Source organism: Neptuniibacter pectenicola (assembly GCF_001597735.1).
Lineage (GTDB): Bacteria > Pseudomonadota > Gammaproteobacteria > Pseudomonadales > Balneatricaceae > Neptuniibacter > Neptuniibacter pectenicola.
This window is the reverse complement of sequence record NZ_LUTS01000001.1, coordinates 85,774-105,029: the sequence shown is the minus strand read 5'-3', so window position 1 is coordinate 105,029 and position 19,256 is coordinate 85,774. Positions and strand designations below refer to the sequence as shown.

At 44.8% G+C, this 19,256-nt stretch carries 19 protein-coding genes; 10 read left to right on the top strand and 9 right to left on the bottom strand.

What is annotated here, in order from left to right; genetic code table 11:
- Position 1: 1 nt before the first annotated feature.
- The 3 genes from aroC (at position 2) to A3773_RS00430 (ending at position 3,222) form a co-directional block, all read left to right on the top strand.
- Entirely contained in the window at positions 2-1,093 is a 1,092-nt protein-coding gene (gene aroC, locus A3773_RS00440; protein WP_067981581.1) for a chorismate synthase, read from the top strand.
- A 98-nt stretch (positions 1,094-1,191) separates the two neighbouring features.
- Positions 1,192-2,451 carry a threonine/serine exporter family protein gene (locus A3773_RS00435; RefSeq protein WP_075109457.1) on the top strand — a complete coding sequence of 420 codons (1,260 nt, stop codon included), beginning with the start codon at positions 1,192-1,194 and terminating at the stop codon, positions 2,449-2,451.
- A gap of 30 nt (positions 2,452-2,481) precedes the next feature.
- Positions 2,482-3,222, top strand: coding sequence for a lytic transglycosylase domain-containing protein (locus A3773_RS00430; protein ID WP_067981579.1), 741 nt, complete (start codon positions 2,482-2,484; stop codon positions 3,220-3,222).
- Between the two features lie 7 nt (positions 3,223-3,229).
- Here A3773_RS00430 and A3773_RS00425 read toward each other — a convergent pair whose 3' ends face one another.
- Positions 3,230-4,087, bottom strand: coding sequence for a LysR family transcriptional regulator (locus tag A3773_RS00425; protein WP_067981577.1), 858 nt, complete (start codon positions 4,085-4,087; stop codon positions 3,230-3,232).
- Between the two features lie 152 nt (positions 4,088-4,239).
- On the opposite strand from A3773_RS00425, the gene A3773_RS00420 reads away from it, so the two are divergent.
- Entirely contained in the window at positions 4,240-4,893 is a 654-nt protein-coding gene (locus A3773_RS00420) for a glutathione S-transferase family protein (RefSeq protein WP_067982661.1), read from the top strand.
- Positions 4,894-5,007: 114 nt separating this feature from the next.
- On the opposite strand, the gene A3773_RS00415 is transcribed toward A3773_RS00420, so the two are convergent.
- The 4 genes from A3773_RS00415 to A3773_RS00400 all read right to left on the bottom strand — a co-directional run bounded on the left by A3773_RS00415 (position 5,008) and on the right by A3773_RS00400 (position 9,174).
- Positions 5,008-5,772 (bottom strand): amino acid ABC transporter ATP-binding protein, encoded by a 765-nt coding sequence (locus A3773_RS00415; protein WP_423804736.1) that lies wholly within the window; start codon positions 5,770-5,772, stop codon positions 5,008-5,010.
- Positions 5,773-5,790: 18 nt separating this feature from the next.
- Positions 5,791-6,894, bottom strand: coding sequence for an amino acid ABC transporter permease (locus A3773_RS00410; protein WP_067981576.1), 1,104 nt, complete (start codon positions 6,892-6,894; stop codon positions 5,791-5,793).
- 4 nt (positions 6,895-6,898) lie between these two features.
- On the bottom strand, positions 6,899-8,083 hold the full coding sequence (locus A3773_RS00405; RefSeq protein ID WP_067981575.1) for an amino acid ABC transporter permease: 1,185 nt from the start codon (positions 8,081-8,083) through the stop codon (positions 6,899-6,901).
- Positions 8,084-8,160: 77 nt separating this feature from the next.
- On the bottom strand, positions 8,161-9,174 hold the full coding sequence (locus A3773_RS00400) for an amino acid ABC transporter substrate-binding protein (RefSeq protein WP_067981573.1): 1,014 nt from the start codon (positions 9,172-9,174) through the stop codon (positions 8,161-8,163).
- Between the two features lie 660 nt (positions 9,175-9,834).
- Between A3773_RS00400 and speE the strand changes: the two genes are divergently transcribed.
- The 4 genes from speE to phaR all read left to right on the top strand — a co-directional run bounded on the left by speE (position 9,835) and on the right by phaR (position 12,820).
- A complete protein-coding gene (speE, locus tag A3773_RS00395) occupies positions 9,835-10,689 on the top strand; it encodes a polyamine aminopropyltransferase (protein WP_067981571.1) in 855 nt (284 codons plus the stop codon).
- 106 nt (positions 10,690-10,795) lie between these two features.
- A complete protein-coding gene (locus tag A3773_RS00390; protein WP_067981569.1) occupies positions 10,796-11,956 on the top strand; it encodes an MFS transporter in 1,161 nt (386 codons plus the stop codon).
- Positions 11,957-12,027: 71 nt separating this feature from the next.
- Entirely contained in the window at positions 12,028-12,294 is a 267-nt protein-coding gene (locus A3773_RS00385; RefSeq protein WP_067981567.1) for a DUF6489 family protein, read from the top strand.
- Positions 12,287-12,820 carry a polyhydroxyalkanoate synthesis repressor PhaR gene (gene phaR, locus A3773_RS00380; protein ID WP_231902101.1) on the top strand — a complete coding sequence of 178 codons (534 nt, stop codon included), beginning with the start codon at positions 12,287-12,289 and terminating at the stop codon, positions 12,818-12,820. Before A3773_RS00385 ends, phaR begins: the two co-directional genes overlap by 8 nt.
- A gap of 104 nt (positions 12,821-12,924) precedes the next feature.
- Here phaR and speD read toward each other — a convergent pair whose 3' ends face one another.
- The 4 genes from speD to A3773_RS00360 all read right to left on the bottom strand — a co-directional run bounded on the left by speD (position 12,925) and on the right by A3773_RS00360 (position 16,907).
- On the bottom strand, positions 12,925-13,746 hold the full coding sequence (speD, locus tag A3773_RS00375) for an adenosylmethionine decarboxylase (protein WP_067981565.1): 822 nt from the start codon (positions 13,744-13,746) through the stop codon (positions 12,925-12,927).
- A gap of 163 nt (positions 13,747-13,909) precedes the next feature.
- Positions 13,910-14,974 (bottom strand): class III poly(R)-hydroxyalkanoic acid synthase subunit PhaC, encoded by a 1,065-nt coding sequence (gene phaC, locus A3773_RS00370; RefSeq protein ID WP_067981561.1) that lies wholly within the window; start codon positions 14,972-14,974, stop codon positions 13,910-13,912.
- Between the two features lie 6 nt (positions 14,975-14,980).
- Entirely contained in the window at positions 14,981-15,973 is a 993-nt protein-coding gene (locus tag A3773_RS00365; protein ID WP_067981559.1) for a poly(R)-hydroxyalkanoic acid synthase subunit PhaE, read from the bottom strand.
- A gap of 58 nt (positions 15,974-16,031) precedes the next feature.
- Positions 16,032-16,907, bottom strand: a complete 876-nt coding sequence (locus A3773_RS00360) for a LysR family transcriptional regulator (protein ID WP_067981557.1) — start codon at positions 16,905-16,907, stop codon at positions 16,032-16,034.
- A 173-nt stretch (positions 16,908-17,080) separates the two neighbouring features.
- Between A3773_RS00360 and leuC the strand changes: the two genes are divergently transcribed.
- Both leuC and leuD read left to right on the top strand, forming a co-directional pair.
- Entirely contained in the window at positions 17,081-18,508 is a 1,428-nt protein-coding gene (gene leuC, locus A3773_RS00355) for a 3-isopropylmalate dehydratase large subunit (RefSeq protein WP_067981552.1), read from the top strand.
- Positions 18,509-18,531: 23 nt separating this feature from the next.
- Complete coding sequence (leuD, locus tag A3773_RS00350) at positions 18,532-19,179, top strand: 3-isopropylmalate dehydratase small subunit (RefSeq protein WP_067981550.1); 648 nt, start codon at positions 18,532-18,534, stop codon at positions 19,177-19,179.
- Positions 19,180-19,256: the final 77 nt, after the last annotated feature.

Below are 19,256 nucleotides of genomic sequence, written 5' to 3'. Positions count from 1 at the left end.
GATGTCAGGAAATAGCTACGGTAAACTGTTCACAGTGACCACATTTGGCGAAAGTCACGGTAAGGCATTAGGTTGTATTGTTGATGGTTGCCCCCCCGGCATCGAATTATCAGAAGCGGACCTTCAGCTTGATTTAGATCGTCGTAAACCGGGTACGTCCCGCCATACGACTCAACGTCGAGAGGCCGATGAGGTAGAGATCTTATCGGGTGTGTTTGAAGGAAAAACGACGGGAACACCTATAGGGTTGTTGATTAAAAATACGGATCAGCGCTCTAAAGATTACTCCAACATTGAAGAAACCTTTCGTCCAGCGCATGCGGACTACGTATATACGCATAAGTATGGCTTCCGTGATTATCGCGGCGGTGGACGCTCTTCTGCGCGTGAAACGGCCATGCGTGTCGCTGCGGGGGCGATTGCTAAAAAGTTTTTGGCAACTAAAGGCATTGGAGTTAAAGGGTACTTATCCCAGTTGGGCCCTGTGAAGATTGATCCTGCAAAGTTTGACTGGAACGAAGTGCACAATAACCCTTTCTTTAGTCCTGATGCGGACATCGTGAATACGATGGAGCAATATATGGATGACTTACGCAAAGAGGGGAATTCTGTCGGTGCTAAAATTAGCGTGGTGGCGACAGGCACGCCTGTTGGCTTAGGCGAACCGATCTTTGATCGTTTGGATGCCGACCTTGCACATGCATTAATGAGTATTAATGCGGTTAAAGGTGTTGAGATTGGTGATGGCTTTGAGTGTGTCGCGCAAAAAGGGACAGAGCACCGTGATGAGATGACGCCGGATGGTTTCTTATCAAACCACGCGGGAGGTGTTTTAGGCGGTATATCAACTGGACAAGATATTATTGCCCATATCGCGCTGAAACCAACATCAAGTTTGCGTTTGCCCGGTCGTAGTATTAATAGCCGTGGTGAAGCTATTGAGGTGATTACAACGGGGCGTCATGACCCTTGTGTGGGTATCCGAGCGACACCTATAGCTGAAGCGATGATGGCGATTGTATTGATGGACCATCTGCTTCGTCATCGAGGGCAAAATGCCGATGTAAGCTGTGATGTGCCAATTATTACATAAGATTTTATCAATCTAATATGTGTTCTAAGAAGGATAAATTAGTGATAATTTATCCTTCTTTGCATTTGGGCCTTAGGTCCAATTATTGAGTGTTAGCGATGTCTTTCGACTTACTAGATCACTACTCGCTGTATAAGCAACCTCACTTCCCCCCTCGAACGCTTCCGGTGGGGTTTATGCTGCGTTTGGCGCGTGCGCTACATACCTATGGTATGACGGCGTATGAGCTTGAAAGTACGATGAACAAAGTCGGTATTCGATTGGGTTTCGGACTTCAGTGCCTTGCTCAACCAACCACGTTGATTATGAGCTTTTCACACCCCGATGAGCCAGAGCCAAAAACCTACGTTTTTCGTGTAGAGCAAGGCGAGGTTAATCTTGAGCGTCAAATTCAGGTGCAAGAAATTGTAAGCGCAGTGCTTGATGAATCAGTATCAGTGGAAGAGGGCGCCGGTCGTTTAAAAGAGATCTCTAATACGCCTCCGCGGTTTGGTGCAAAAGGACAGATGGCAGCCTTTGGGCTTTTGGCCGGTTGTGTGGCTCAGTTGTTAGGGGGAGGCGTGTCTGAAATTGTTGTCGCGCTTTTTATGGGCGTGGTGACCGGGTTTGTGGCAGTTAAACTTTTACAATCCGAATCGCTTAGATATCTTTTTCCTACAATATCCGCAATTCTGTCCGCCTTATTGGCTAACTTTGTTGCGAGCTTTGGTTTGTTGTCATCGCCAGATATCGCAACGGTTGCAGGGGTGATTGCATTAGTGCCTGGGCTTCCATTAACAACGGCAGTCGCGGAATTAGCACGTCAAAATATGGTTTCAGGCACATCAAGGTTAGTGTATTCAGGTACTATTTTGCTGCAAATTGGCTTTGGTGTGGCCATAGGGAATGCGGTAGGGGTTGAGTTGTTCCCGGCAACGGAGATTAGTCGTGAGGTTTTTCTGCCGGATTGGAGTATTTGGATCTCTATTATCATTGCCGGCATCGGCTTGTGTTTTCTGTTCCAAGGGCGTCCTAGAGATATTCCGTGGATCGTTTTAGGTGGGCTGATCGCTTTTGCAACAACTTGGTACGGGAAAGAGTTTTTTGGGCATGTGATGGGAGCCTTTGTGGGAGCTTTAGTTACCGGTTTGGCGGCCAATCTATTCGAGCGCATTTCGGGGATTACGCGTGGGGTTATGCTGATGCCGGGTATCTTATTATTGGTTCCCGGTAGCGTTGGGCTACAGAGTTTATCTTTACTGGTTGAAAAGAACGTTTTAGAAGGGATTGATACCGCTTTTAGTATGAGCTTTGTTGCTATTGCGTTAGTAACCGGATTATTATTTTCCTCTTTAATTTTACCGCCGAAAGATATCTGACTTTACTTTATTGGGTGCTAAACTGCCATTATGGGTAATAAAGACGCTGCTTTTATCAATATTGAACGTTGTTTAACACATTGTATCGCTGTTATTTTGTGCTGTGTGTGTAGCACGGTTGGTGCAGGTGAAGTGCGTAAAATTATCCACCCTGATGGGCGTGTTGAATATACAAACCTGACGGATCAGCAACGTAAAGTTCATTTTACGAATCAAAGTAAGCAATCTACGAGCAGTATCTATAAATACCGTAATAATAAAGGCGTAGTCGCGTTTTCGGATCAGAAACCGGTCAATTTCGATTTTGAAGTGCTTCGTTTTGACTGCTACGCTTGCAGCTTATCTTCACGTGTTAATTGGCATACAACCCCTTTAAACCGTTCGACTTATCAATCGCAGGTAAAAGCGATGGCGCGTAAATATGGCGTTGAAGAAGCACTTGTTCGAGCGGTTATTCATGCGGAGTCTGCGTTTAATAAGAATGCAACTTCGCGTGCTGGAGCTCAAGGGTTAATGCAGCTTATGCCTGCCACTGCAAAAGAGTTAGGTGTGACTGATAGCCTGAACGCCCACCAGAATATTGAAGGTGGGGCGAAGTACCTTTCCCAGCTATTAAATAACTTTTCAGGTGATGTGCGCTTGGCGACGGCTGCTTATAACGCAGGTCCGGGGGCTGTCTCGCGTTATAACGGCATTCCTCCGTATGCAGAAACACAAGCCTATGTGAAGCGTGTTGCTATATTGAAGCAGCGCTACGCAAAAGCCGAGTAAGCCCGCCTTAATTATCGTACGAATATAGCTTTCTATAATGGTTGCTTAGTTCAGCTGCCATCGCCGAGCCAAAGAGAGGGTGCGGAACGGGTGCTACCGCTAACACTATATTAATAAAGGGGAGCGGCGGTAAGTCTGCTGAATGTTCAATCGATAAGCCCTGAGAAACGGTTGAGGCTGCAACGGCACTAATACCTAAGCCTTGTCGTAAGAGGCTTTTGATCGCGGTGGCGCTCGACGTGCTGCAAAGCAACCTGTAGTCGAGTCCTTGCTTCTCTAAACCATCAATGGCGGCACTGTGAAATTTACAATCTGGCTCGTATAGAATGAGCGCAAGCGGGGTGATCTCCATTAGCTGGGGGTGGCCGCCATGTACCCAGACTCCCCGATCATGCTTGAGTAGATAACCTTCTTCTATGTCGGGTGCGCCGGTTAAAATTGCGATATGAACGGCCCCTGCATCCAGCTTTAAGCGTAGCTGGCTACTGCAATCACAGCATATTTTAATATTTTGCTGAGGGAGTCTCTCTACGATGAGTGTGATGAGCTGAGGGAGAATCGATTCCGCATAGTCATCGGGGCAGCCAATGACTAAAGGAGGGTGGCCGCTACTCCCTGAAAAGCTGCCTATGACCTCATCGTGCAAAGATAGGATACGACGCGCATAACTCACTAAAAGGCGTCCCTGCTCCGTTAGCGCAAGGCTACGCCCCTCTTTGATAAATAACGCCTGCCCCGTTTCCTCTTCAAGCCTCTTCATCTGCATACTGATCGCACTTTGAGTCCGAAAAGTTTGTTTCGCCGCCCGGGTAAAGCTACCCGTATCAACAAATGCGATAAAGCTTCGTAGTGCATCTATATCCATGTGCTGTTCCATTCATACGTTTGAAGCCGTGGATGATTTAAATCCATCAGTCTTTTGAATAGGTGCTATCAAAACTATTGGTTAGTCAAAAGGAATGCAAGCTGAGAAGATGGAGAGGTAAACGAATGGCGATCTCTAGGAGGATGGTGGCGATGAAATTGATAATAGGTAACAAGAATTATTCATCTTGGTCGTTACGGGGATGGTTAATGTTAAAAGCGTTTGAAATCCCCTTTGAGGAGACGCTACTGCCCCTGTTTAGCGAGCAGTTCTATGCTGTTTTGAAAGATTATACGCCGGTAGGAAAAGTGCCTGTGTTGGTGGATCAAGACGTAAGTGTTTGGGATTCACTCGCTATCTGTGAATATCTGAATGAAACCTATTTACATGGCAAGGCATGGCCAAGTGATGCCCAGCACCGTGCTGTAGCAAGAGCGATGGTGTGTGAAATGCATTCAGGTTTTTCGGCGCTACGTAATGAGATGCCGATGAACTGTCGAGCTCACCGATCGATTTCGTTGAGCGAGTCTGCACAGCAGGATGTTGCTCGGATCGACCAGCTATGGGCTAGGTGTTTAACCCGCTATGCGGGAGGCAAACCGTGGTTATTTGGTGAGTTTAGTATTGCAGATGTGTTTTTTGCGCCGATCGTTTTTAGATTTAAAACATATGGTATATCGCTGTCGACCGAGTCCACGGCGTATCAAAAACGCCTGCTTACACATCCCGCGATGCAGTTATGGTTAGCGGAAGCCCTTAAGGAAACGGCGATAGTCCCAGAGGATGAAGCGGGGGAGGAACGGTGATAATTTCCAGCCGTTAGATAGTAAAAGCCGCAACTTGAATCAAGTTACGGCTTTGTTTTTCAAATAAGCTCGCTGGAGACTTAGTTGAATTATATCTATGTCTGTTAAGTGTAGTTAATGATCCAATATTTGGCTCAAGAATAACTGCAATCTATCTGTCTGAGGGTTATTAAAAATCTCCTCTGGTATGTTTTGCTCCACAATTTCGCCTGCATCCATAAAAATCACGCGGTCAGCGACTTTTTTCGCAAAGCCCATCTCGTGGGTTACACACAGCATGGTCATCCCTTCATCGGCGAGCTCGACCATTACATCTAATACCTCTTTGATCATTTCAGGGTCGAGTGCAGAGGTCGGTTCGTCAAAAAGCATGATTTCGGGGTTCATACACAAGGAGCGCGCAATGGCTACGCGTTGCTGCTGTCCACCCGAGAGCTGACCTGGGAATTTAAGTGCTTGATCAGGTATTTTGACACGCTCAAGATACTTCATGGCGATCGCTTCAGCTTCTTTCTTCGGCTTTTTCTGAACCCAAATAGGCCCTAAGGTTAGATTTTCAAGAATAGTGAGGTGTGGAAACAGGTTGAAGTGCTGAAATACCATGCCAACTTCGCGGCGGATCGCTTCAATGTTTTTAACATCTTCGATCATCTCAACGCCATTCACGGTTAGTGAACCCCGTTGAAACTCTTCTAAGCGGTTAATACAGCGTGTCATAGTGGACTTGCCTGAGCCAGAAGGGCCACAGACTACAATACGCTCACCTTTTTTGACACGAAGATTAATATCTTTCAATACATGAAAATCGCCATACCACTTATTGAGGTCTTTGATGATGATAATGTCGTCATTGTTTTCAATACTTTGTTCGTGGTTAATGCTCACAAAGATATCCTCTTAATTTCTATGGCTAGTGTCTAGCTTACGTTCAATGGATGAGCTGATCATGGACATACTGAAACAGCAGATCCAAAAAACAACGGCCACAAATAGATAACCTTCTGTTGAATGTCCGCCTAACCAATTTGAATTGGCGAGTGCGGTTTGGGTGGTGCTCAACATCTCAAAAATGCCGATAATCAATAGGAAGGTTGTGTTTTTAAATAGCATGACAAAGGTCGCCAAAATATTTGGCATAGATATTTTGATAACCTGAGGCAAAACAATCAGCAATGTTTTTTGCCAAAAGCCAAGACCTAAGGAATCGGCGGCCTCGTACTGCCCGCTTGGCACCGCTTGAAAACCGCCTCGAAACACTTCTGCCATATAGCCTGACATAAAGAGGGTGAGCACGATCCAAACACGTAGTAATTTGTCGACATTGGTTCCTTCAGGGAAGAACAACGGCAACATAACTGAGCCCATAAAGAAGAGTGCCAGTACAGGAACGCCTCGGAAGAACTCAATTAATATGACGCTTACACTACGAATAAAAGGCATATCTGAGCGTCGGCCTAAAGCCCAAAGGAAGCTTAAAGGGAACGCGACGATAATGCTGGCAGCGGCAAGCATGACGTTAAGCGTAAAGCCGCCCCAGTAATCGGTTGAAACATACGCTAAGCCGATTAGAGAGCCATCTAATATCACAATTGAGAAAAACGGCAGTAATAAAAATAGCGGGATTGCTACTTTATTACGTAGGTCTTTATGTAGTTTGAAGGAGGCGATAATAATCGCTACAAGAGCGATAAGGCAGGTATGAATTCTCCATACCTCTTCGATAGGGTAGCTGCCATAGAAAAACTGTTTTGACCAGGCAATGACAAAGACCCAGCATGCGCCATCCTTATTTGTACAGGCATCTTGTGTTGTACCGGACCAGTTGGCAGAGAAAAATAGCCAATCAAATAGCGGTGGTATAACCGTGACAAAAAAAGCGAGGAGTGCAAGGGTGACCAGAGAGTTTAAAGGCGTGGGAAAAAGATTGTCTTTTAACCAAGGAATGACGCCTACAACATCAGCTGGAGCGGGTTTATCGGGTAAAGGTTTAAACTCTTTCATAGCATCAATTCCGTTCCGCCAACTCTACGCTTGCGTTGAAACGGTTCATCACAAACGAGATAGACATATTGATCACAAAGTAAACCGCCATAGTCATAAATACGATTTCAATCGCTTGACCCGTTTGGTTTAACGTTGTCCCCACAAATACGGTAAAGAGGTCTGGATAGCCAATGGCCGTAGCCAGTGTCGAGTTTTTAACTAAACTTTGATATTCACTGTTTAGCAAAGGAACGATGACACGCATGGCTTGGGGAACAATAATCAACTTCATGATTTTGCTCTCTTTTAAGCCAAGACTACGGGCGGCTTCTGTTTGTCCATGTGGTACCGCCTGCACACCTGCACGTACCGCTTCAGCAATAAATGCACCGGTGTATACTGTCAGGGCTAATACGAGCGCCATAAGCTCCGGAATAATAGTAATACCGCCGCGGAAGTTAAATCCTTTTAGTGCAGGGAAGTCCCAAACAAAAGGGATACCGGAGAGTAATAGTGCAACCAGTGGTAGGCCAACTAGAATGCCTAAGCTCGTTAGAAATACAGGGAACTGTTGTCCTGTGTCATTTTGACGTTTACGTGCCCAGCGCACTAGAAAAATGATCGCCGTGAATGCCAAGCCAATCGCAGCATAGACAAACCCTGCACCGGGTTCAGCAATCAAGCCAGGTAGGTATAAACCACGCACATTGAGAAAGATAGCCTCTCCGATGCTAAGGCTCTGACGGGCGCCGGGTAGTGTTGCCAGTACCGCGAAGTACCAAAAGAAAATCTGTAGGAGCAAAGGGATATTACGGAAGGTTTCAATGTAAGCGACGGCGAGTTTTCTAATTAACCAGTTTTTAGAAAAGTGGGCGACGCCCATTAAAAAGCCAACAATTGTCGCGAGTACTATACCGATGGTCGACACTAAAATGGTATTTAACAGGCCTACAACAAATGTTCGACCATAAGTATAGGTCGCATCGTAGGGGATCAATGACATTAAAATGTCAAAGCCTGCGGTTGTAAATAAGAAATCATAACCGCTCTTAATACCCCTCGCTTCCATGTTGACGAGTGTATTGTTAATGATTCCGTAAAAGAAATAAGCCAAGCCCGCGAGTAATAAAAACTGATAAATCAGTGAACGGTTTCTTGGATTGTTGAAGAAGGAGGGTGAGGATTTCACCTGTGGCTTTTCAGACATAATTAAGCACTTATCTTCAGAAGGTTAGTAGTAAACATAGCAGAGGGACACGAAATGTCCCTCTTTTTTATGTTTTATTAACGTACTGGAGACGAGTACATAATACCGCCTTTGTTCCACTGAGCATTAAGACCACGAGCGATCTTAAGGGATGAGCCAGAACCTACATTACGTTCGAAGCTCTCAGCATAGTTACCAACCTGCTTAACAATGTTGTAGGCCCAATCAGCAGGAATACCCATCTTCGCACCGGCATCGCCTTCAGAACCCATCAAGCGTTTCTGTGAAGGGTTACCTTCCGCTTTGGCTTTATCAGCGGATGCGCTATCGATACCAAGAAATTCAGCTTCGATCATCGCCATCAATGACCAACGAACAACGTTGAACCATGCGTCATCCCCTTGGCTTACAACAGGGCCTAAAGGCTCTTTGGAGATAACTTCAGGTAGCACGATCGCAGATGAAGGATCAGATAAGCCTATGCGTAGTGCATAAAGCTGGGATTGGTCAGATGTGAGTACATCGCAACGGCCGCTCTCAAAGCCTGCGCGTGTTTGGTCTGATGTATCAAACGTTATTGCGTTATATGTAATGCCGTTTGTACGGAAATAATCGGCAAGGTTTAACTCCGTTGTTGTACCTGCTTGGATACATACTGCGGCACCATCAAGCTCTAAGGCGCTTTTTACGCCCAGTGCTTTAGAAACCATAAAACCTTGACCATCATAATAGTTCACCCCGGCAAAGTTTAATCCGAGTGATGTATCACGGGTATGGGTCCATGTAGTGTTACGCGAGAGGATATCGATTTCGCCAGATTGTAAAGCCGTAAAGCGCTCTTTTGCTGTTAATGGCTTGTATTGAACTTTGCTCGCATCTCCCAATACGGCGGCTGCCACTGCACGACATACGTCTACATCCAATCCGCTCCAGACGCCGTTTTCATCTTTCTGAGAAAAGCCGGCTAAACCAGTGCCCACGCCACAGGAAACAGTGCCGCGTTTCTGCACGTCTTCAAGTGTTCCTGCTTGTGCGCCCAAGGATAAACTGAGTGCTAAGCCAGTCGCGATTACTGAGGTAAGTTGTTTCATTATCTTTCTCCGTCAATTGTAGTGGCGATGACGCCAATCTTTGATGTTTTTATTGTTCTTATTAGGTTGATGCAGTTAATAAAACTTTCTTACTAGATACCCTAGCAGAATATATACCACCCTGTAGTTTAAATTATACTTTGGTCCAACCAATGTTAGATCCCTTTGTTTATGGGGACTGTGGCTTTGTTATGGATTCTCTAATATTAAAGAGGGTGCACTAAAATAGAACGTCACTACTTTTTATAGTGCAATATTGATGATTGTGTGAGCTTGAATGTCATTATTGTTGAACGTAATTGTTATTTTTATATATTTTGTTTAGTGATCTATCATGCCGGATGATCGGTGTTTGTCTGCCTCTAATTGGCCCCGTTGAATACAAGCATCGTCTTTTTTCTGAGGTAAAAAAGCAGGTTTAAGCCTGGTTAAGGGCGTCGTTAACTTCGGTGTTTGATGGTATGGCTTCTGCCTCTCGTTGAGGGTGATTTTTTGCAATAAGAAAAATGCAGTTCATTTAGGCATAAAGTTATTTTTTTCTCGCAGGTTGCAGTATAAAATGCGCGCAAAATGAGGTCCTAAGGATGGGCATCAATTAGAGCAATCATTAAATATCGTAATTCACCGAGAGTCGTGAATTTCGGATAGGATGAGATCCATATGACAACCGCTTATAGCGAAACGTTACACAAGGGTTACGGCCAAACATTTGATGTTGAAGAGGTGCTATTCGAGCACCAAACTGATTCTTGGCATCTTATTATTTTCCGTAACTCGGTTTATGGCACGGTCATGGCGCTGGATGGGATTATCCAAACCACTGAGCGTGATGAATTTGTCTACCATGAAATGCTGACACATGTTCCCCTGCTTGCCCATGGCGATGCGAAGCGTGTATTGATTATTGGTGGTGGTGATGGCGGTATTCTACGTGAGGTGTGCCGTCATGGCTCCGTTGAGCATGTGACGCAGGTCGAGATCGACCAAGCGGTGATCGATATGTGTAAAGAACACTTGCCGAATCATTCCGCAGGGGCTTTTGATGATCCACGGGTCAATATTGTGATTGCTGACGGGGTCGAATACGTTAATGAAACAAACGAAACCTTCGATGTCATTATCTCTGATTGCACTGATCCTGTAGGCCCCGGTGAAGTCTTGTTCTCTAGTCGCTTCTATGAAGGCTGTAAGCGTTTATTGAATGAGGGTGGGGTATTTGTTGCACAAAACGGTGTGCCCTTCCTACAGCAGGACGAGGTGGTTACTACCCGTCGCCGCTTGAGCCCTTATTTTGCTGATCAATCCTTCTACACCGCTGCTGTGCCCACATATATTGGCGGGCTAATGACATTGGCGTGGGGGTCAGATAATGCTGAGTTGCGTCAGTTAGGGATCGATGAATTAGCCGCGCGTTATAAAAAGAGCGGTATTGTTACCCGTTACTATAACCCGCAGATGCATGTCGGTTGTTTTGGCCTGCCTCAATACCTACTGCAAGCATTAGACGACGCGTAGTACTGCTTTGTTTACCTAAGCCGGTCAATTGACCGGCTTTTTTGTGACTGATTTCTGCTAGGCTCTGAGGTGTGAATACCACGCTGATTTTTAGGGTTATTATCGTTTGAACAATTACTTTCGCCTTTCGGGGTTCTATTTTTTTTATTTTGCCCTGCTTGGGGTACTGGTTCCTTATTGGAGTTTGTATCTGATTTCGTTTGATTTTGATGCGCAAACGGTAGGGGCACTAATGGCATTGCTACAGCTCTCTCGCATAGTCGCGCCTAATTTATGGGGCTGGATGGCGGATAAAAGCGGTAAACGTGTTGAAATTGTCCGCTTTGGTGCGCTCATGACCTGCCTGATGTTTATCAGTATGTTTTGGCAGGATACGGCTTTAGGTATCGGTCTGGTGATGTTGGCGTTCAGCTTTTTTTGGAATGCCGTTCTACCCCAGTTTGAGGTAATCACACTGGAAGAGCTGGGTGATAAAAAAGATAAATACAGCCAGATAAGGTTATGGGGCTCGATCGGTTTTATTGTCACGGTTGTGGGGATTGGCGCGTTACTTGATTTTATCAGTATACGCTGGCTGCCTAGCCTGATGCTTATTTTAATGATCTGTATTTGGTTGAATACCTTATTCATTCCTAAGCAAGCCCGCGTGATTGAGACTGAAGAGGAGGGGAGTCGTTCAGGTTTTATGGCGCTGTTGCTGCGGCCGCAAGTTATTGTTTTTTTTGTTATCTGCTTCCTTGTTCAATTTGGACATGGTGCGTATTACACATTTTATAGTGTATTGATGGTTGATGTAGGTTACAGCCGTACAGAGATCGGCTTTCTTTGGGCTATAGGTGTTGTCGTTGAAGTCTTAGTTTTTATCTATATGCATTGGATGCTTCAGCGCTGGGGGATCCGAAAGATTATGGTGGTTAGTTTGTTTTTATGTGTGGTTCGCTGGCTGTTGATTGGCACCGTGCCTGAAAACTTATCGCTTATGTTATTTGCTCAAACGCTACACGCGGCAACGTTTGGTTGTTTACATGCGGTGGGTATCGCATTAGTGCATGCGTATTTTACAAAAAAAACGTATGGCCAAGCTCAAGCACTGTTTTCTAGTATAGGGTTTGGTTTAGGTGGGGCCTTAGGGGCTTTTTTAAGTGGTCTGTTGTGGGATGATTTTGGTGCATTTTACACCTTTTCCCTGTCTGCCTTTGCCAGCTTTATTGCGGTTGCTTTAGCGCTGATATGGATCTACCCAGAAAAAGTGCACAAAAACTATTGATCTGGATATATTGCACTGCCGCAGTTTTACTATAGGATTAGAGGATAGACTACCCACTTAGGAGTCAGAGAGTGAAGTTTAAGATTGATATTGATATGTCTCCTGAAGAGCTGCGCAAAGTACTGGGTTTACCCGATGTGCAGCAATTTCAGGACGATATGATGACAAAGATCACTGAAAGGATGGAATCCGGTGTAGAAGGATATGATCCATTGACTTTGTTTAAGCCATATTTAACGGGTGGGGTTGGTTCGATGGAAGCACTGCAAAAAATCATGATGAGTTTAATGACCTCAACGTATAATAATTCTAATAGTGCAGATAATAAAAATGACTGATCAGCGAGATGATCAGCCGAATTCAAAGGAAAGTGACGAGAGAGATAGTACCTTGCGTATACTACGAAAATATACCAATCGTCGTTTGTATGACACATCACGTAGTTGTTATGTGACATTAGATGATGTGAAGCAGCTTGTACTTAGTGGTGAAGCTTTTAAAGTTGAAGATTCTAAAACCGGGAACGAGCTAACCCGTAATATTCTTTTGCAAATTATCAGCGAGCAGGAAGCCCAAGGGCATGGTACGTTGCTGACGAATCAAGTATTACAGCAATTGATTCGTTTTTATGGTGATAGTATGCAAGGGATGATGAGCCAATATTTAGAGCAGAGCATTGCTTCATTTTTGGAGCATCAAGATCGTATTCGTGATCAGATGCAAACGATGATGGGGGCCGCTAACCCGCTCACGGTGATGAACCGTATTGCCGATCAAAATATGCAGATGTGGGGTATGTTTAAGCCTGGTGAAAACCCGGATGGCACGGTCGATGATGACCCAGATACTAAGAACAAGCCTTAGGGGTTTGTAATCGTTTGGCTCTGGTGCTGGACGGTAAAAAAGTTAAAATAAAAGGCCGCTTTGTAAGCGGCCTTTTATTTTTTAGCTAACAGAGAAGATATGACTTAGGTGTTGTATTGCGTCATGTCGGGCATATTGCGGCCGTAAAAGATCTCATTCATCTCTTTATGTAAGCGTTCTGTCATCTCCTTCACATCCGCTTCGGGTAACTCCTCCTTCGTTGTTCCAAAGAGGTAGGTATTGAGATCCAGATCTTTCTGCATCATTTTTGTGTGGAAGATGTTTTCTTGATATACGTTCACATCCAGCATCTGGTAATTGTCATGGATGTCGGGGGTAAAGAAGTTTTGTATGGAGTTAATATCGTGATCGATATAATGCTTCACACCCTTGATGTCACGAGTAAAGCCGCGAATACGGTAATCAATAGTGACAATATCGGATTCCAGCTGGTGGATCAGGTAATTAAGCGCTTTTAAGGGCGATATAATACCGCAGGTCGATACTTCAATATCGGCTCTGAATGTGCAAATACCATCATCCGGGTGGGCTTCTGGATAGGTGTGGACACAGATATGGCTTTTGTCTAAATGCGCAACCACTGAGTCAGGCATAGGGCCCGGTTTCTCAGTTGTATCTACATCTTCTGAGTCTTTAATTGGTTCTTCTGCAACCAGTATGGTAACGCTTGCGCCTTGAGGCTCGTAATCTTGACGGGCAATATTGAGCACGTTTGCGCCAATAATCTCACAGCATTCAGTAAGAATCTCGGTTAGGCGGTCAGCATTGTATTGCTCATCTATATACTCAATATACTCCGCTTTTTGTTCAGGCGTTTGAGCATAACAGACGTCATATATACAAAAGCTCAGGCTTTTTGTTAGGTTGTTAAACCCTTCAAGCTTGATTTTCTTACTCGTTGGCAAGGCGGTTTGCTCCGTAATAAAGCATTACAAAATTTTAGTCGCGCGATTTTAGTAAACTATTTCGCGTGGAGGAAGTAAAAAATTACAGTAATGTCACTGAAAAAAACGAGTATTAGCCAAGTCAGCACGCAATAGAGGTGCTTGTGTATTGATATATAAGGATTTAATCGCGCTCAACAAGCCAATCCACGATGGCCGGGGCTACGTGAGTTTGTGACTTTCCTGATACAAAAACACCAATATGACCTGCTTTAACCTCCATTACCTGATAATCAGAAGAGGCGACGTACTTTTTAAGTGCTTTTGATGCGTTCGGTGGTACTAAGTGATCAAAACGACCAAAAATATTGAGAATAGGCTGGGTGATATTGGCTAAGTTGACCTGTTTGTCGCCAATCATTGCCTCGCCTTTAATTAATTTGTTTTGTTGGAAAAATTGGGTGATAAATTCCCTAAAGGCTTCGCCGGCTTGGTCTGGGCTGTCGTAGATCCACTTTTCCATGCGTAAAAAGCTTAAAGCGCGCTCTTTATCTTCGAGTTGATTGGGCATGCCTAAGTTTTTCTGGACGCCTAAGCGCATTGGCATTAACGAGTTGTAAGAATCATTAAGCATGCTGCCAGGTATGTTGCCATACGTTTCAACGGCTAAGTCGGCATCCACATATTTGGCTAAGTGGTACAGTAAGTTGTCTTTCGTTTGAAAATCAACCGGTGTAACCATTGGGATAAGGTTTTTGATCTTATGTGGGTTTAGCGCCGTGTAGCATAAGCTGAATGTCCCCCCTTGGCAGATACCTAGAAGGTTTGTTTGGTCGGTCTCCGCATGCTGACAAACGGTATTAACACAGTTATTGAGGTACTCATTAATATAGTCATCAAGATCTAAATAACGATCAGCGGCATCTGGGTATCCCCAATCGATTAGATAGATATCAAGGCCAAGCGCGAGTAAGCGCTGTAACATGGATCGCTTTGCTTCGAGATCGATCATGTAAGGGCGGTTAACTAAGGCATAACAGATCAGTAAAGGGGTTTTACAGCGCTTTTCTGATGGCGTTTTGTAATAACGAAGTTTGAGCTTGTCCTCTTGGTAGATTACATCATAAGGTGTTGAATCTACATCAACCTCTTTGAGCTGGTTGAGAGTCGTGTAACTTTTTAAAAGCTTACGATTGAACTCAAATAGCTCATGAGAGACAGTGGCTAGGTCAAGATCAAATCCGTTCATAACAGATTACCTTTTAGCGGCGTTCTTTAGCGTGGCCACCTCTTTTTTTAAAGCGGTGACCTCATTTTTAAGTTCAATTAGCAGTGCTGCGGTTGTGTCGGCTTGTAGTTTACCCACTTGCTGCTGCAACTCGATGACATCTCGCCGATTGGCTCTCATCTCTTTACGTAACTTATGTTGACGTTGAAGCGCGGTATCTAAGCCTTTGCGCGTTGCTAGACCGACCGACTGGAAATGTATATCACGGACGTCTTGGACAAACTTTCTAAGCTGCATGAGTGCATTGCTAATACGGCCGTGAGCACGTTGATAAGCATCCGTCATGACTGTTTTTGAATAAGCCGATTCGTAGGCATCAACCCAAATATCGTGTAACTGTTGTAAGCTGGAGACTTTTGTTTCTTTTGTGTTAAGGGTGTTCAACATTTGGCTCGAGGCGCTTTTGTTGATAGAGCTGTAATGTTTGACATAATCCTGCAGGGCTTCTTGGTACTCCATGGTTAGCTTAATCACTTCCCTTAACTGCTCTTGTGATTCTCTCTGGGTGCCAATAACCGGTGTTTCTAATAAGCTTTTGAGGCCGCTAATAAACGGATTGTCGAAAAGTAGGTCGTCTTGAAAGCTATGGGTTTTGAAAAGTGCGGCGAATTGTTCAGGCAATTGCCATTGCTGTATCAGTGCTTCAGATGTTTGCTGTTGCATATACTGCTGAAACTGTAAGACGGCTTCACTTAAATGTTGTTCACCTCCCTCTTTAAACTGTTTGAGTAACTGTTCTCCGTACTGGGTGAAATTACTGGACTGAGCGCCGAGTATATCGAGTAGTTGTGAGAACTGTTGAGGTGCATCTTGGTGAATCTTTTCTTGGTTCTTAGCAATAAACGCTGCCCATTCTTCAGGTGATTGAGCATCGCTACCGGAGGTGATGTTCTTCCAGTAGTTTTTTTGGGCATCCAGCAAGGCTTCTATATTTAAGCCGCTATTTTCCATCAGTTCCATCTCTCCGACTTTGCTAAGTAAGGCTATCTTATTACATCCGTCAACGGCTTACATCAGATTATCGTTGTGACTTTAGCATCTGAACTAAATGATTCGCCGCATTAGATAGCGTCCTGTTCTTATGGTAGATGATCCCTAAATTACGATGAACAGGCTCTGAATCAATAACATTAAGTGTTTTTAGGTCGTCTCCGACTAAACTTTGTGGCAAAAGACTCCAGCCTAGCCCTATATTGACCATCATCCTTATTGTATCTAAGTAATTGGTCGACATGGTTACATTTAATGTTAGCGCGTGTTGAAAAAACAATGTTTCAACTAATGAACGCGTAAACGTGTTGCTGCCGGGCAATATTGCATTGTAGTGAGTCAACTCCTCTAGTTTTATTTTATCTGCTTGAGCTAAAGGATGATCTTTGGCTACAACATACATAAGCAGGTCATCCCAGATCAAGTCAGAATGTATAGAGGGATCGGGGGCGGGGGATAAGGTGATGAGGGCTAACTCAAAATCGCCTTTGAGGACTCCTTCATAAGCGACCTCTGATTCAGCAAATTGTAGATCGAGTTCGACCTTAGGGCACTCGTGTGAAAATTTTTTTAGGTAGGGGGGTAAGCGGTGCAGGCTTATATGGTGACTGGCGGCTAATGATAAACCGCCAATGACATCGCCCGCATTAAGGTTACCAATCGCTCGTTTGGCATCGTCTAATTGCAGCAATATATCTTTCGCCCGGGGGAGTAGTGCGGCGCCTGCTTCGGTTAAGGAGACTGTCCGACCAATGCGGTCAAAGAGCTTGCTGCTCAATTGATCTTCGAGTAAGGCAATGCGTTTGCTAATGGCTGATTGTGTTAAATAGAGATGGTCAGCGGCCTTAGAAAAGGAGCGGCTTTCAGCAACAGCAATAAAGGCTTGTAATGTGTTTGTATCCATTTTTAATACTCCAGCAGTCTCTGTAGATAGTATCTATTCCTTTTAGGAATGCAAAGTATAAAAATTATGAATTTGTGTTGTTCGATAGTCTGCATTAGGATTGCCGCATACAATAAATTGATAGAGCTCTTTGGGAGGGCTTAATCAATAAAAAAAGAGTGAGGTAGGCTCCCATGGCTGGACAAACATTATATGACAAGCTGTTTGATGCGCATTTAGTGCGTACCAATGATGATGGCAGTTCTTTGCTTTATATCGACCGACAAGTACTGCATGAAGTAACGTCTCCGCAGGCATTTGAAGGTTTGCGAATTGCTGGCCGTAAGCCATGGCGCATAGATGCCAATATAGCAACCCCGGATCATAATGTACCGACGACTGAACGTTCTGCGGGTGTGGAGTTTATCGTTGATCCCGTGTCTAAAATCCAGGTTAAAACCTTGGATGAGAACTGTGATGAGTTCGGTATTCTTGAATTTAAAATGAATGATCACCGTCAAGGGATTGTGCATGTTATGGCGCCTGAACAGGGGGCTATCTTGCCGGGCGTGACTGCGGTGTGTGGGGATTCTCATACCGCGACCTTAGGTGCGCTTGGTGCACTGGCTCATGGGGTGGGTACGTCAGAAGTTGAACATGTATTGGCAACCCAGTGCCTGATCACTAAAAAAATGAAAAACATGCTCGTGCGTGTCGATGGTGCGCTGGGTGTAGGGGTAACGCCTAAAGATGTTGTTTTGCACGTCATTGGCGTGATTGGTACGGCGGGTGGAACGGGCTATGCCATTGAGTTTGGCGGTGACGTCTTCCGCAACATGTCAATGGAAGGCCGCATGACGGTATGTAACATGGCCATTGAAGCGGGTGCTCGTGTAGGGCTGGTGGCGGTTGATCAGATCACGCTGGACTATGTTGAAGGCCGAGCGTTTTCACCTAAAGGCGAAGACTGGAATCGCGCGGTTGAGGCGTGGCGATCATTGGTGTCCGATGAGGACGCTGAGTTTGATGAAGTGATCGTTATTAATGGCGCAGATATTGAGCCACAGGTTACTTGGGGCACGTCACCTGAGATGGTGGTTAGTGTTAGTGATCAAGTACCAAACCCTGCCAATGAGACCGATCCCGTTAAAGTGGATGGGATTAATCGTGCATTGAAATATATGGGGCTTAAAGCGGATCAAAAGATCACCGATATTAAGCTTGATCGTGTGTTTATTGGTTCCTGTACTAACTCCCGTATTGAAGATCTACGCGATGCTGCGAAGGTGGTTAAAGGGCGTAAAGTTGCAGACAATATTATTCAAGCGCTTGTTGTACCGGGCTCCGGTCTTGTGAAAACCCAAGCGGAAAATGAAGGGTTGGATAAGATCTTTATTGAAGCAGGCTTGGAGTGGAGAGAGCCGGGTTGTTCAATGTGCCTAGCTATGAACCCTGATAAGTTAGGTAATGGTGAGCATTGCGCCTCAACCTCTAACCGTAACTTTGAAGGCCGCCAAGGCTTTGGTGGACGTACTCATCTAGTGAGTCCTGCGATGGCGGCTGCTGCAGCTGTGACAGGGCATTTTATTGATGTACGTGAATTGCTTCAGGCGAATGGTTAATTAAAGGTATCGAGGAGAGCCTAATGAATAAGTTTACTTTGCATACAGGTATTGCTGCTCCGCTTGATCGAGCAAATATCGATACCGATATGATCATCCCTAAACAGTTTTTAAAGTCGATTAAACGCTCAGGATTCGGTAAGAATCTATTTGATGAATTGCGTTATTTGGATGAAGGTCAGCCGGATCAAGAGTGTACGGGTCGCCCATTAAATGAAGACTTTGTATTGAACAAAGCCCGTTATCAAGGGGCAAGTGTGCTGTTAGCACGTGAGAACTTTGGTTGCGGATCAAGTCGTGAACATGCACCTTGGGCGCTAGAAGATTTTGGTATTCGCTCTGTAATTGCGCCGAGCTTTGCTGAGATTTTCTATAATAACTGCTTCAAAAATGGCCTGTTACCTATTGTGCTAAGTGATGCGCAAGTGGATCAACTTTTTATTGAAGTGGAAGCATCGGAAGGGTACCAGCTAACGATTAATCTTGAAAAACAGGTTGTTGTTACGCCGTCGGGCGAAGAGATCGCCTTTGATATTGACGGCTTTCGTAAGCACTGCTTGCTAAATGGCTTGGATGATATAGGGCTAACGCTTCAGCATGCTGACGAGATAAAAGCGTATGAAGCTAAGCGCAAAGCAGAGGCGCCTTGGTTGTTTGGTGCGATTCAATAGTTGTGCTGTTAAGGCTTGTGCATTCAAGCCTTAGTCGATAAAAAATTTTAAACCTTGTGCTGACAAGGTGAAGGAAA